We start from the raw sequence: 13,933 nt of genomic DNA on the forward strand, positions 1-13,933 counted from the left end.
CTCCATCAGTGCCCGCACCACCTGGTAGGCGCGCGGGTGGCGCAGCGAGACCTGACTCCCGCGTCGGTCGGCGTCCCGGGGGTGACGACCTCCAGGTCGAAGCCGGCGCACTCCTGATCGACCAGTTCGATGAACAGCCCGGTCAGCGCCTCGCTCTTGCACCGCACCTGTGCGATGTCGAGCTCGGCGAACATGTCGAGACTGACCTCAAGCGGCGCGTAGGAGACGATCGGCGGAGTGCTGATGCGGAAGCGCGAGACCCCTTCTCCTGGCTCGTAATCGGGGACGAAGGCGAACGGCGCCTTGTGCCCGTGCCATCCCGATAGAGGTTGCTGCGCCTCCGCTTGCAGCCGCGGTGCGACGTAGACGAACGCCGGACCGCCGGGGCCGGCGTTGACGTACTTGTACGTGCAGCCGATGGCGAAGTCGGCATCGCAGCCGGCCAGATCCATCTGCATGACGCCGATGCTGTGGCACAGGTCCCAGACCACAAGCGCGCCCACCGCGTGGATCTGCTCGGTGATCGCCTGCATGTCCAGCAGCTCGCCCGTGCGGTAGTCGACGTGACTGAGCACCACGACGGCGACGTCCGGGGTGAGCATCTGCTGCAGGTTGCCGCGGTCGGCGTCCATCAGCTCCAGCCGGTGACGACCGGTCCACGCGGTCATGCCCTGCAGCATGTAGAGGTCGGTGGGGAAGCTGCCGGCCTCCGACAGCACCACGGCCCGGTCCGGCCGCATCCCCAGGGCGGCGCCGACCGCCTTGTAGAGGTTGATCGAGGTGCTGTCGCCGACGACGACCTGCCCGTCCCCCGCACCGATCAGCGGCGCGAGCCGATCGCCGACGGTCAGCGGCTTGTCGAACCACCCGGCGGTGTTCCAGCTGCCGACCAGCCCCTGGCCCCACTCGGTGGCCACGACCTCCTGCACCCGGGCCGGCACGTCCTTGGACATCGCTCCGAGAGAGTTGCCGACGAGGTAGGTGACGCCCTCGGGCAGCACGAACCGGTCGCGTACCGCGGCCAGCGGGTCCTGGCGGTCGAGCTCCTGACAGTGCGACAGATCGAGCGAACTCACTGCGGTGTCCCTTCGAGGTCGGATCGGTGCGGATCGAGCACATTCTCGACGGTACGCGCGGCGAGACTGCGGATCTTCAGCCCCTGCAACAGCATCGATGCAGCGAGGCAGCCGCCGACGCCCTCGCCCGCGCGCAGCCGCAGGGTGAGGAGCGGCTCGAGTCCGAGCTCGCGCAACACGGCCGCGTGGGCGCGTTCGCGGGACTGCTGCCCCGCGACGAGATAGGCCTGCACGGAGGGTTCGAGTCGCACCGCCAGCAGCCCGGGCAACGATCCGCAGAGCCCGTCGAGCACCACGGGTGCTCCCGCATCCGCGGCACCGAGCACCACACCGGTGAGGACGGCGAGCTCGGGGCCGCCGAGCATCCGCAGGGCGGCAAGGGCGTGCGACGGTGCGTCGGCTGCCGCGTCGAGCGCGGGCCGCGCGCGGGTGAGCGCGGCCTCGACGACGTCCGCCTTGCGCGCCACGATCGCGGCGTCCGACCCGGCGCCGAGCCCGACGGCGTCCCGCGGATCGACGTCGATGAGCGCACAGACCAATGCCGCTGCGAGCGTGGTGTTTCCGACACCCACTTCGCCGAGCACGACCAGGCCGTCGGTCGCGGCGGAGCGGCCGATCCGACGCCCGGCCTCGAGCAGTCGCTCGACGTCGGCGGCTGTCAGTGCGTCGGTGGTGCACAGGTCGCCGCGATCGTCGAGTGGACGTGAGGGCACGGCGCCGTCGATGGCAGCCCCGTCGACGCCCGCGTCGACGACGACCAACCTCAACCCTGCGGCGGTCGCTGCCGCGGCGCCCACCGAGCCGCCCGCCAGCGCGGCCGACACCACGTCGTGGGTCACGTGAGCGGGGTACGCGCTGACGCCGAGCCCCGCGACAGGGTGGTCCGCCGCGGCGAGCACGAGGGTGCCTCCGGACAGACCGCCGGGCGCGAGTGCCTGCACCCGGTTGAGCACCCGGTCGAGCAGACCCAGCGACTCGGGTGGCGAGAGCAGCTCATCGGCGGCGTCGGTCGACGTCACCAGGCGGTCCTGCGCCGGACCGCGCACGTGCGACACCGGCGCGTCCGGAGAGCCCGACGACGGCCACCGCTCGTGGATCACGATGTCCTGCAACGGCGTACGCCGCGACCAGGCGGCCCGCTCCAGCCCCGGCGACGTCGGCCGCTCGTCGGGCCAGCCCAGGCAGAGCCAGCCCAGCGTCTCCACCCCGGTGGGCAGGCCGAGCAGCATCACGAGGTCCGTGGGCTCGAAGAGCGTCACCCAGCCCATCCCCAGACCGTGCGCGCGGGCGGTGAGCCACATGTTCTCGATCGCGGTGGCACAGGACCACAGGTCGGTGTCGGGGAAGGTGGCGCGACCGAGCACGCCGACGGCCGGCGTACGGCGGTCGCACGCCACGACGATGCCGACCGGCGCCTCGCGCAGACCCTCGAGCTTGAGGTCGAGCAGCCGCGCGGCGCGGTCCTGCGTCAGATCCGACGCCTGCGCCAGCCGGGCGCGATCGGCCAAGTGTGCGGCGCGGTCGCGGGTCGCCTGGTCGCGCACGACCATGAACCGCCACGGCTGGGAGTGCCCGACGCTCGGAGCGTGGTGGCCCGCCTCCAGCACGGCAGTGAGCAGCTCTTCCGGGACCGGGTCGGGCCGGTAGCGGCGGATGTCGCGACGGGCGTCGATGACATCGCGCAACGCGTCCGCGACGTCGGCGCCCATCGCCCATCCGGTCGGGTCGGCGCCGCGACGCCGCGCGCTGGTCGTGTCCCCCACGACCGGCACGGGACGCGGCCACCTCTCGCCCATCATTCCTCGAGTTGCCCCTCGACATCGAGGTAGACCTGCTGCATCGCCGCGACGAGGTCGGGGTCCGGCGACTCCCACAGGCCACGGTCGGCGGCCTCGCCGAGCTTCTCAACGATGCCGCGCAGCGCCCACGGGTTGGCGTGCTGCATGAAGTCGCGGTTGGTCTTGTCGAGCACGTACTCCTGGGCGAGCGTCTCGTACATCCAGTCCTGCACCACCCCGGCGGTCACGTCGAAGCCGAAGAGGTAGTCCACGGTCGCCGCGAGCTCGAACGCGCCCTTGTAGCCGTGCCGCTGCATCGCGCTGATCCAGCGGGGGTTGACCACCCGCGCACGGAAGATGCGGTTGGTCTCCTCCTGCAGAGTGCGGGTGCGCACCGAGTCGGGTGAGGTCGAATCCCCCACGTACGCCTTGGGTTCCGAGCCGGTGAGCGAACGCACGACTGCGACCATGCCGCCGTGGTACTGGAAGTAGTCGTCGGAATCGAGGATGTCCGACTCGCGGTTGTCGATGTTCTTCGCGGCGACCTGGATGCGTCGGTAGTTGCGCTCCATGTCGTCGCGCGCCGGTACGCCGTCCAGCCCGCGCCCGTAGGCGAAGCCGCCCCACTGCGTGTAGACCTCGGCCAGGTCGGCGTCGTCGCGCCAGGTGCCGGACTCGACCAGCTGCAGGATGCCCGCGCCGTACGCGCCGGGCTTGGAACCGAAGATCCTGGTGCGCGAACGGCGTTCGTCACCGTGCGCCTCGATGTCGCCGAGCGCGTGCTTGCGCACGAAGTTGGACTCGACCGGCTCGTCCAGACCCGCCACGAGCTGCACCGCGTCGTCCAGCATGCTGATGACGTGCGGGAACGCGTCCCGGAAGAAGCCGGAGATGCGCACCGTGACGTCGATGCGCGGGCGGCCCAGTTCAGCCAGCGACAGGGGGTCGAGACCGACCACCCGGCGGGACGCCTCGTCCCAGACCGGCAGCACGCCGAGCAGCGCCAGCACTTCGCCGATGTCGTCGCCGGAGGTGCGCATCGCCGAGGTACCCCACACCGACAGCCCCACCGATTCGGGGTACTCCCCGCTCTCCTCCTGGTAGCGCGCCAGCAGCGAGTCGGCCATGGCCGCGCCGGTGCCGTACGCGAGGCGTGAGGGGATCGCCTTGGGGTCCACGGAGTAGAAGTTGCGGCCCGTCGGCAGCACGTTGACCAGACCGCGTAGCGGTGACCCGGACGGACCGGCCGGCACGTAGCCGCCGTCGAGCGCGTGCAGCACCATCGGCAGCTCGCGGGTGGTCTCTGCCAGACGCGGCACGACCTCACGGCAGGCGAACTCCAGTGACGCCGATGCACCGGGATTCGGTTCTCCCACCACGTCGTTCACGATCGCGTCGACAGAGTCGGCGTCCCACGAGGACTCCGCGAGGCGGCGTACGAGCTCGTGCGCCAGCGCTTCGACACGGTCGGTCTCACCGGACGATGCGCCCTCGACGAGGCCGAGGGAGGCGCGCAGCCCGGGCACGCCGTTGTCGCGGCCGCCGAAGACCTGGCTGGCGCGCAGCACCGCGAGCACCAGGTTGATCAGGCCCTCACCGGACGGCGCTTCGCCGAGGACGTGGAGCCCGTCGCGGATCTGGACGTCCTTGATCTCGCAGAGCCACCCGTCGATGTGCATCACGAAGTCGTCGAACGACTCGTCGTCGGGGCGGTCGGTCAGCTGCAGGTCCTGGTCCAGCTTGGCGGCCTGGATCAGCGTCCAGATCTCCCCGCGCAGCGCGGCGGCCTTGGGCGGGTCCATCACCGAGGCGTTGCCGTAGTCGTCGAGCAGCTGCTCGAGGCGCTCGATGTCGCCGTACGCCTCCGCGCGGGCCATCGGCGGGATCAGGTGGTCGACGATCGTGGCGTGCGCGCGGCGCTTGGCCTGAGTGCCCTCGCCCGGGTCGTTGACCAGGAAGGGGTAGATCAGCGGCAGGTTGCCGAGCGCCGCGTCGGTGCCGCAGGAGGGCGACATCGCGAGGTTCTTGCCCGACAGCCACTCCAGGTTGCCGTGCTTGCCGACGTGCACGACGGCGTGCGCGCCGAACTCCTCCTCGATCCACCGGTACGTCGCGAGGTAGTGGTGGGTGGGCGGCAGGTCGGGGTCGTGGTAGATCGCGATCGGGTTCTCACCGAAGCCCCGCGGCGGCTGCACCAGGATGACGAGGTTGCCGGACACCATTGCGGCAGAGAAGATCTCACCATCGGGATCGGTGGTCTTGTCCACATAGAGGGAGCCGGGAGCTGGACCCCAGTGCTGCTCCATCGCTTCCTGCAGGTCGGTGGGCACCCGGCCGAACCACTCGGCGTACCGGCTCGCGGGGATCCGCACGAGCGCGCCCTCGATCTGCTCCTGGGTGAGCCAGTCGGGGTCCTGCCCGCCCGCGGCGATCAGAGCGTGCACCAGGGCGTTGCCGGCCGTGGTGTCCGGGGCCTCGCCCTCGATGGGCTGCACGTCGTCGAGCCCGGGGATCGCACCGCGCGGGCCGAGGTCGTAGCCGGCCGCGCGCATCTCGCGCAGCAGCCGGATGGTGGAGACGGGGGTGTCCAGGCCGACCGCGTTGCCGATGCGGGAGTGCTTGGTCGGGTACGCCGAGAGGACCAGCGCGATCTTGCGCTCGCCGACCGGGGTGTGCCGCAGGCGGCCGTGGTTGACGGCGATCCCGGCGACCCGGTCGCAGCGCTCGGGGTCGGCGACGTAGTGCGGCAGGCCGTCGGCGTCGACCTCCTTGAACGAGAACGGGACGGTGATGAGGCGTCCGTCGAACTCGGGCACCGCGACCTGGGTGGCGACGTCGAGCGGGGACATGCCCTCGTCCGACGCCGCCCAGTCGGCGCGGCTCCAGGTCAGCGCGAGTCCCTGGATGATCGGGATGTCGAGGGCCGCGAGCGCCTGCACGTCCCAGGTCTCGTCCTCGCCGCCGGCCTGCGCGCCGGCCGGGCGGGTGCCCCCGCCGCGAGGACCGTGGTGATCAGGGTGTCGAGCGTGGCGAGGTGGTCCAGCAGATCCTGCGGCGCGTCCCGCAGGGAGGTGGCGAAGATCGGCACGCCGATGCCGCCTGCCGCGTCGATCGCGTCGCAGAGCGCGTGGATGTGGGCGACGTTCCCGGCGGCCTGCTGGGCGCGGTAGAAGAGCACGCCGACGCGCGGTCGTACGCGCCCGAGCGGGGCGGGCTCGGCGCGGTCGAGCACACCCCAGACGGGCAGCTCCAACGGCGGTTCGAAGCCCTCACCGCTCAGCAGGAGGGTGTCGGACAGGAACGCGTGCAGGTTGGCGAGGTTGGCGGGGCCGCCCTGCGCGAGGTAGCGGTGCGCCTCGGCCACGATGCCCGCCGGCACGTGCCGCGAGCACTCCATCAGCGCTGCGTTCGGGGTCTGCTCGCCGCCGAGCACCACCATCGGCACATCGGTCTCGGCGAACCGGCGGAAGCCGCTGCACAGATCCTGCGGGCCGCCGAGGATGCGGGCGACGATCACATCGGCGCCCTCGATTGCCGCACCCATCTCGGTGTGCGCGGAGCGGGCCGGGTTGGCGAAGAGGTAGTCGGCGCCGCTGGCCCGGGCGCTCAAGAGGTCGGTGTCCGAGGTGGACAACAGGGCGACGCGAGGCATCAGTCTCCTTGGCCGGGGTCCGCGCCCCGAGCTGGCAGTTCGTGCTGAGGGCCGCACCCGTTCCGGGGCGGCGGTGCACGTTCGCGTACCTGACTCACCGGGCGCTCATGCCCGGTTCACAGTGGCGGGACCGTCCCGGATTCTCACCGGGTTCCGCGAGCGTGTACCGCCCGCAGCCTACCTACCCGCCGACCAGGTTGCGGCCCACCACAGGCTGCATACGCCGTCCGTCCGGTCGTGCGCCCGGCGCCGCGTTTACGGCGGGAGGAGATGTGCCCCGATTTCGGCTGACAGCGGCCTGCGGGCGACGTGTCTCCTCCCGCTGCATACCTCAGGGGCTCGGTCGGGCAGTTGACGTCCGGCACGGCGGGCCGACTTAGGCTCACCCGGTGACTTCCCGAGCCCGCCCCGACGGTGGCGACCGCTGCCCGGGGGTGCTGCGCCCGTTCGTCGCGGGCGACGGCGCCCTCGTGCGGCTGCGCGTGCCCGGCGGCCGGATCGGTGTCGACGTGCTCGGCGACGTCATGGGAATCGCCACCGAGCACGGCGCACCCGTGGTGCAGCTGACCAGCCGCGGCAACCTGCAGTTGCGCGCTCTTCCGGATCCGCTGCCCGAGGTGCTGATCGAGCGGATCGAGGCGACCGGGCTCCTGCCCAGCGCCTCCCATGAGCGGGTACGCAACATCCTGTCCGCGCCGCTGGCCATATCTCTGCGCCCGCTCGTCGAATCACTCGATACCGCGATCACCGACGATCCGGTGCTCGCAGGGCTGCCGGGCCGGTTCCTCTTCGCGCTCAGCGACAGCTCCGGCTCAGTGCTCACCGAGGGGTGGGACCTGGCCTACCAGGCGCTCGACGCCGACGAGGGCCTCGTCCTCGCCGGCGGTCACGCGATCGGGGTCCGGTCGGTCGACGCGGTCTCCGAACTCATCCGCCGGGCCCACCTCTTCCTCGACCACCGCTCAGGCGACGACGTCTGGAACGTCCGCGACCTACCCACCGGCTCCCCCGTCTTCGAGGGCATGCACCCTTACGACGTACACCCGCCCGCGCCGCTCCCGCCCGGCGCGGCCGGCGACGACCTGGTGGTCGGCGTCCCGCTCGGGATGCTGCGACCCGCCCATCTCGACGCCATCGCCGCGTTCGCCGACGAGGTGGTGCTCACCCCGTGGAAGTCGTTCGTCGTACCTGGCGCGGCGGCCGACCCGTCTCGTCTGGGCGACGCCGGGTTGGTCATCACCGGCGCCTCCCCTGGTCGCGGATCACCGCGTGCGTCGGCGCGCCCTACTGCGCCCGCACCCAGACCCACACCCTCGACCTCGCCACATCGGCAACCGCTCGGATGACCGGGGCCGGACCCCGTGTCCACGTCGTCGGATGCGAACGCCGTTGCGGCGAGCCGTCGTGCGACCACCTCACCCTCGTGGCACCGACCGACGTGCACCAGGTCGTTGCCGCCTCTGGAGACCTTCGATGAACGCCGACCCGAGCCCACCCACCCGTCGCTACGACTATGTGGCCGACGGCGCGGAGATCTACCGCCGCTCCTTCGGCATGGTCCGCGAGCAGGCGGACCTGTCCGCGGTCCCAGCCGACCTGCGGGTCGTCGTGACCCGGATCGTGCATGCCTGCGGGGACGTCGACATCGTGCCCGCGGTCGCCGCCTCATCCGATGTCGTCACCGCGGCGCGGCACGCATTGCGTTCGGGCGCAGCGGTGTTCACCGATTCGGTGATGCTCGCCTCCGGGGTCACCGCTCGCCGGATGCCGGCACACAACGAGGTGTTGTGCACCCTGCGCGACGCCCGCGTGCCTGCGCTCGCGAAGCAGTGGCACACCACGCGCGCCGCGGCGGCGGTCTCGCTGTGGGACGAGCGCCTCGACGGGGCGGTCGTCGCCATCGGCAACGCACCCACCGCGCTCTTCCACCTGCTCGAAGTCGTGATGGACGGCGGCCCGCGACCGGCGGCGATCGTCGGGATGCCGGTCGGATTCATCGGGTCGGCCGAGTCCAAGGTCGCACTTGCTGAGCACGAGCTCCCGGATGGCGGCAAGATCCCCTGGATCACCGTGCACGGTCATCGCGGCGGGTCGGCGATGGCGTCGGCCGCTGTGAACGCGCTCGCGACCGAGTCCGAACTCGCATGATCAGCAACACCATCGGTCACCTGTATGGCGTGGGCCTCGGCCCCGGCGATCCCGACCTGATCACGCTCAAGGCGGCCCGGCTCATCGCGTCCGCCGACGTCATCGCCTATCACGCGGGCACCGGCAAGTCATCGATCGCGCGCGCCATCGCGGCTGATCTTCTCCCGGCGGGCGTCCACGAGGAGGAGCTGCGCTACCCGGTCACGACCGGCGCGGTGGAGCACCCTGCGGGCTACCACGGCTGGCTCGCGGAGTTCTACGACGAGTGCGCGGCGAGGTTGCGCGCGCACCTCGACGCCGGCCGCACTGTCGTCGTTCTGGCAGAGGGCGATCCGATGTTCTACGGGTCGTTCATGTATCTGCACGACCGTCTCGCCGACAGCTTTCCCACCGAGGTCGTCCCCGGCGTGACCGCGGTGTCCGGGGCGACCGCCGTGTCCGCGCACGCCCTCGCCCGTCACGAGGACGTGCTGACCGTTCTGTCGGGCACGCTGCCCGTCGCCGAGCTCGCGCGCCGTCTCGCCGACACCGACGCCGCCGTCGTGATGAAGCTCGGCCGCACGTTCGCCAACGTGCGCGAGGCGCTACGGCAGGCCGGACTGCTCGATCGGGCGGTCTACGTCGAACGCGCCACCCGTGACGGCCAACGCGTGCTGCCCGCGGCCGATGTCGATCCGTCGACCGTCCCGTACATGTCGATCGTCATCGTCCCCGGTCAGGACCGGCGGGCGGATGCCGCAGGTCGAGCGTCCGCAGAGCCGGTGCCGCCGGTGGTCGCGTCGACCACCGGCACCGTCCACGTCGTCGGCCTCGGCCCGGGCCCGGACCGCTGGCTCACGCCCGAGGCGAGCGCGATCCTGGCCGAGGTCGACCACGTCGTGGGGTACGCGCCGTACGTCGAGCGGGTGCCGCAGCGCGTCGGTCTCACCCGCCATGCGAGTGGAAACACGGTCGAGGTCGACCGGGCGCGCGACGCGCTCGAGCTGGCTGCCGCTGGTGACGACGTCGCGGTCGTATCCGGCGGAGACGCGGGGGTATTCGGCATGGCGGCTGCGGTCTTCGAGGCCGCCGAGGCGGGTGGCACGGCGTACGCCGAGGTGCCGGTGCACGTCGTACCAGGGCTCACAGCAGCGCAGGCCGCCGCGGCGCTCGTCGGCGCCCCGCTCGGCGCGGACTTCGCCGTGATGAGCCTCTCGGACCGGCTCAAGCCCTGGTCGGTGCTGGAGGCACGCCTCCGTGCGGCGGCCGCCGCCGACCTCGTGATCGCGCTCTACAACCCCCGCTCGCGGTCCCGGCCCGACCAGCTGCACACCGCGCGCGCCGCGCTACTCGATGTGAAGTCCGCCGACACCGTGGTCGTCATCGCGCGCGACGTCGGCCGGGCCAAGGAGTCGGCCGTCGTAACCACGCTGGGCGAATTCGACCCCGAAACGGTCGACATGAAATGCCTGGTGATCATCGGGGCGTCCTCCACCCGGGTCACGCCCGGCGGCCAGGTCTGGACTCCGCGCTCCGTCGCTCAGCCATAACCTTTCGGACATGCACGACGGGTCAGATGTGACCCGCCATGCATGTCCGAAACTCGAGTGGGTGGGCTCCGGCACCGACTGACATTCCTCCCTAACCTGTCTCTATGACCGCGGAGCGCAATTCGAGCGTCGACGGGCAGGTCGAGGTACGCGTCGTCCACTCGGTGGATCGGATGCTGTCCCCTGAGACGGTCGAGCAGATCTACGCCGCAGCCTCCGCGCAGGCTCCTCTCTCCGAGCCGGCGGTCGTTGCGACGATGTATGCCGGGCTGTACGCGCGGGCTCGCGCCGCACCAGGCCTGGCCATGGCAATCGCCGTGGACGAGGGCTCGCCGGTGGGGTTCGCTTACGGCCACGACTGGAGTTGGGGCGAGCAGACTGACGCCTGGTCGACTCAGCTGCGAGAGCGACTCGGAGACAACGCCGCCCAGCGGATCGCCGGCTCGTACGCAGTCGAACTTCTTGCGGTCCTGCCGGCTGCGAGCGGGATGGGTGTGGGTCGGCGACTTCTGGAAGAGCTCGTCGACACGGCGAAGTCCGACACCGCCTGGCTGCAGACCACGGACGTCGATTCCCCTGCGCGACGGTTGTATCGGCGCGCCGGATGGCGAACGCTCGGCCACGGACCAGATGCCCCGAACGGAAGTCCGGGGCTCGTCCTGATGCACGAGCGAACGCCGACGACCGACTCCTGACCCTCACACGGTGTCAGGCGGGAGAACGGTGTCATGTTGATCGGAGACTTCGCTCGGCTCGGGCAGGTGTCGGTGCGGATGCTGCGCCACTACGACGCGCTCGGGCTGCTCACGCCCGCCAGCGTCGACGCGTCCAGCAGCTACCGCTCCTACTCCCCCGAGCAGCTGTCCGTCCTCGATCGCATCGTGGCACTGAAGGATCTCGGTCTCACGCTGGAGCAGATCGGCCAGCTGCTGACGGATCGCATCGGAGTGCAGGAGCAGAACGGGATGCTCCGGTTGCGGAGCAGCGAGCTCGAGGACGAGATGCGCGCCGCCGGCACCCGGCTGGCGGCGGGCCGAGTCAGGGGCACAAGAGCACAGAACGATCGAGAAGGAGCACGACATGCCCACGGATTACGTCGTCAAGCAGGTGCCGGCCGTACGGCTCGCTGCCGTCAGCGCCACCGTCGACCCGGCGGAGATAGGTCAGCACGTCGAGCCGATGTTCGTCCGCGTGCAGACCGCGCTGCAGTCCGCCGGCGCCAGTCTGTCCACCCCGATGGCGACCTACGCCGAGGCGGAGGACGGGATGGACGTGGTCGTCGGATACGCCCACGAGGGCACTCCGCCGGCCGGGCTGGAGGCCGTGGACCTGCCGTCCGCGAACGCGGTGTGCGGGGTCCACCTCGGCCTGACGGACCGCATCCGGGAGTCCTGGCAGGGGCTGCACCGCTGGCTGATCGACAACGGCTACGAGTACGACGGAGCCGCCCGCGAGCTCTACGTGCGGGCCGAATCGATGCACCAGCAGGACTGGGTGACCGAGCTGCAGCAGCCCGTCCGACTGAAGTGAGTTTCGGACATGCACGGCGGGGCAGATGTGACCCGCTGTGCATGTCCAAAATCAGGCGGGTGGGCGCGAGGAGTACAGGTGCGACTCCACGAAGTCACCGGTGCCGAGCGCGGGTCCGACCAGGATGACCGCCGCCTGCCGCAGGCCGTGCTCGTGCACCCGACCGGCGATGTCGGCCAGCGTCCCGCGCAGGACCAGCTCGGCCGGCTGACTGACCTGCGAGCCGATGACCACCGGGCAGTCCGCGCCATAGTGCGGAGTCAGCCGCTCGACGATCGTGTCGATATGCCGGATCGCCAGGTGCAGCACCAGCGTCGCGCTCGTCGCGGCGTACGCCTCGAGCGACTCCCCCGCGGGCATCTTCGTGGAGTCCTTCTGCACCCGCGTGAGCACGACGGACTGGGCGACCTCGGGGACGGTGAGCTCCCGCCCGACCAGGGCTGCGGTAGCGGCGTATGCCGGGACACCTGGTGTCACGTCCCAGTCCACGCCCGCCTGGTCCAGGCGCCGGGTCTGTTCGGCGATCGCGGAGTAGACCGACGGGTCACCGGAGCACAGCCGTGCGACGTCAGCGCCGCGTGAGGTCGCCGCCACCAGGTGATCGGTGATCGCGTCGAGATTGAGGTGCTGGGTGTCGATGAGCTCGGCGTCCAGCGGGCAATGCGCCAACACCGCGTCGTCCAGATAGGTGCCGGCATAGAGGCAGACCGGACTCTGCTCGAGCAGCCGCGCCGCGCGCAGAGTGAGCAGGTCGGCAGCGCCGGGTCCGGCGCCGATGAAGTGCACGGTCACGGCATTCCCTTCGTGGAGCTCCACTGGACGACGGCACGCGACGGTGTCCACGACACGTGCGCGCCCAGGCACGTTGCGCGCTCGATGCTGATCCGCGTCAGCTCCCCGCCGAAGCGCTCCTGAGCACCGACGAGCAGGGCCTCCGTGCTCAGGGTCACCGCATGCGCGACGAGTCGCCCGCCCGGCCGCAACCGCGATCGCACGGCGTCGATGAGAGCCGGAGAGAGGCCTCCGCCGACGAAGACCGCGTCCGGGTCCGGGAGATCCGCCAACGCGTCGATCGACGCGGACTCCACGACCGTGACCTCCGACACCACACCGAACTCCCTGGCATTGCTGCGGATCCGCTCAGCACGCGCCACGTTGTGCTCGACCGCGCTCACGCTGGCACCGGGCGCAGCCAGGGCCCACTCGATCCCGACGGCACCCGATCCGGCACCGAGGTCCCACAGGTGGCCGCCGGGCGTCGGGCGCAGATGAGCGAGGGCGGACGCGCGTACGTCGCGCTTGCTGATCTGGCCGTCGTGCTCGAACGACGCTTCGGGTCGCCCCGGAGCCGGACCCACCGCCGCTGCCGTCGACGGCGACGCCGATGACGCGGAGACCTCCACGCAGACCAGCACCAGGTCGGCGGTGCGCTCAGCCGACCACCCCGCGGCGGATGCGCGCAACGACCCCTCGGCCGCGCCACCCAGATGCCACCAGGCCGTCATCAACGAGGCACCCCACCCCCGCTGCGTCAGCAGGCGGGCCAGCACCCCGGGCGTGTTCCCGTCGCTGCACAGCACGACCAGATGCGCACCGGGGGCGAGGTGACGGCATACGCCGTCCGGTGAGCGGCCGACGAGCGTCACCACGGTCGTCTGCTCGGCCGACCACCCCATCCGGGCCCGCGCGAGCGTCTCGGAGGACAGCCCCGGGTGCACACGCACGGCGCCGGCCCCCAGCAGGTCGATCAGGGTGGTGCCGATGCCGGAGCGCAGCGGGTCGCCACTGGCCAGTGCCACGACGTGCCCGATGGGTGCGTCGGCGGCGTGCACCTCGGTGAGCAGCGCCGCCAGCCCCTCGCGCAGCGGCGAGGGCCACGGGCGACGGGTCTGGCCCGGCATGTCGGGCACCAGGTCCAGGTGCCGGCGGCCGCCGAGCAGCGTCCGGGCGCCCATCACCAGGGCCCGGCTCTGAGGGGAAAGCTCGGCTTCGCCGCCGTCCCCGATGCCCACGACGTCGATCACGTCGGCACTCTAGGCGAGGGCGCCGATATGACATGATCGCTGCGACGCAGGGCGAGGAATCCGGTGCGAATCCGGAGCGGTCCCGCCACTGTGAGCTGCCGGAGTCGATCCGGCACGAGCCAGGATGTCGGCCTGCGTCACGCCCGGTCGGCGACCCGACCGGGCCACTCGACCGGCGAGCGTGGTCACTCGTCAG

At 71.3% G+C, this 13,933-nt stretch carries 9 protein-coding genes, 2 pseudogenes and 2 riboswitches; of the genes and pseudogenes, 6 read left to right on the forward strand and 5 right to left on the reverse strand.

Translation table 11 applies throughout. From position 1 onward, the window contains the following. Positions 1-5 precede the first annotated feature (5 nt). From kynU to cobN, 3 genes and pseudogenes are all read right to left on the reverse strand, one after another. Complete coding sequence (kynU, locus tag LVQ62_RS01995; protein ID WP_233764207.1) at positions 6-1,076, reverse strand: kynureninase; 1,071 nt, start codon at positions 1,074-1,076, stop codon at positions 6-8. Then, on the reverse strand, positions 1,073-2,839 hold the full coding sequence (bluB, locus tag LVQ62_RS02000; protein WP_233764208.1) for a 5,6-dimethylbenzimidazole synthase: 1,767 nt from the start codon (positions 2,837-2,839) through the stop codon (positions 1,073-1,075). The genes kynU and bluB overlap by 4 nt, the downstream gene beginning before the upstream one ends. Before the next feature lie 32 nt (positions 2,840-2,871). Next, positions 2,872-6,506 (reverse strand): annotated as a pseudogene (gene cobN / locus LVQ62_RS02005) (cobaltochelatase subunit CobN). Positions 6,507-6,591: 85 nt separating this feature from the next. Beyond that, positions 6,592-6,661: riboswitch (cobalamin riboswitch) on the reverse strand. Between the two features lie 234 nt (positions 6,662-6,895). Here cobN and LVQ62_RS02010 point away from each other — a divergent pair. From LVQ62_RS02010 to LVQ62_RS02035, 6 genes and pseudogenes are all read left to right on the forward strand, one after another. Next, entirely contained in the window at positions 6,896-7,852 is a 957-nt protein-coding gene (locus tag LVQ62_RS02010; RefSeq protein WP_233764209.1) for a cobalamin biosynthesis protein CobG, read from the forward strand. 127 nt (positions 7,853-7,979) lie between these two features. Then, complete coding sequence (locus LVQ62_RS02015; RefSeq protein ID WP_233764210.1) at positions 7,980-8,654, forward strand: precorrin-8X methylmutase; 675 nt, start codon at positions 7,980-7,982, stop codon at positions 8,652-8,654. Further along, positions 8,651-10,183, forward strand: a complete 1,533-nt coding sequence (locus LVQ62_RS02020) for a precorrin-2 C(20)-methyltransferase (RefSeq protein WP_233764212.1) — start codon at positions 8,651-8,653, stop codon at positions 10,181-10,183. The genes LVQ62_RS02015 and LVQ62_RS02020 overlap by 4 nt, the downstream gene beginning before the upstream one ends. Positions 10,184-10,287: 104 nt before the next feature. Continuing rightward, a complete protein-coding gene (locus LVQ62_RS02025) occupies positions 10,288-10,878 on the forward strand; it encodes a GNAT family N-acetyltransferase (protein WP_233764214.1) in 591 nt (196 codons plus the stop codon). Between the two features lie 33 nt (positions 10,879-10,911). Beyond that, positions 10,912-11,103 (forward strand): annotated as a pseudogene (locus LVQ62_RS17455) (MerR family transcriptional regulator); the annotation flags it as partial. 160 nt (positions 11,104-11,263) lie between these two features. Next, complete coding sequence (locus tag LVQ62_RS02035) at positions 11,264-11,713, forward strand: GyrI-like domain-containing protein (RefSeq protein WP_233764215.1); 450 nt, start codon at positions 11,264-11,266, stop codon at positions 11,711-11,713. 51 nt (positions 11,714-11,764) lie between these two features. Here LVQ62_RS02035 and LVQ62_RS02040 read toward each other — a convergent pair whose 3' ends face one another. Together LVQ62_RS02040 and cbiT are read right to left on the reverse strand one after the other, a co-directional pair. After that, positions 11,765-12,505: a cobalt-precorrin-4/precorrin-4 C(11)-methyltransferase gene (locus tag LVQ62_RS02040; RefSeq protein WP_233764216.1), complete on the reverse strand. Its 741-nt coding sequence runs from the start codon at positions 12,503-12,505 to the stop codon at positions 11,765-11,767. After that, complete coding sequence (cbiT, locus tag LVQ62_RS02045; protein WP_233764217.1) at positions 12,502-13,737, reverse strand: precorrin-6Y C5,15-methyltransferase (decarboxylating) subunit CbiT; 1,236 nt, start codon at positions 13,735-13,737, stop codon at positions 12,502-12,504. Before cbiT ends, LVQ62_RS02040 begins: the two co-directional genes overlap by 4 nt. A gap of 56 nt (positions 13,738-13,793) precedes the next feature. Further along, positions 13,794-13,864: riboswitch (cobalamin riboswitch) on the forward strand. Positions 13,865-13,933: the final 69 nt, after the last annotated feature.

The organism is Allobranchiibius sp. GilTou73 (genome assembly GCF_021391335.1).
GTDB classification, from domain to species: Bacteria; Actinomycetota; Actinomycetes; order Actinomycetales; family Dermatophilaceae; genus Allobranchiibius; species Allobranchiibius huperziae.

Excerpts from the sequence above, each read along its gene's own strand:
- LVQ62_RS02035 (WP_233764215.1), top strand. The coding sequence starts at position 11,264 with ATGCCCACGGATTACGTCGTCAAGCAGGTGCCGGCCGTACGGCTCGCT.
- LVQ62_RS02025 (WP_233764214.1), top strand. The coding sequence starts at position 10,288 with ATGACCGCGGAGCGCAATTCGAGCGTCGACGGGCAGGTCGAGGTACGC.
- LVQ62_RS02015 (WP_233764210.1), top strand. The coding sequence starts at position 7,980 with ATGAACGCCGACCCGAGCCCACCCACCCGTCGCTACGACTATGTGGCC.
- LVQ62_RS02020 (WP_233764212.1), top strand. The coding sequence starts at position 8,651 with ATGATCAGCAACACCATCGGTCACCTGTATGGCGTGGGCCTCGGCCCC.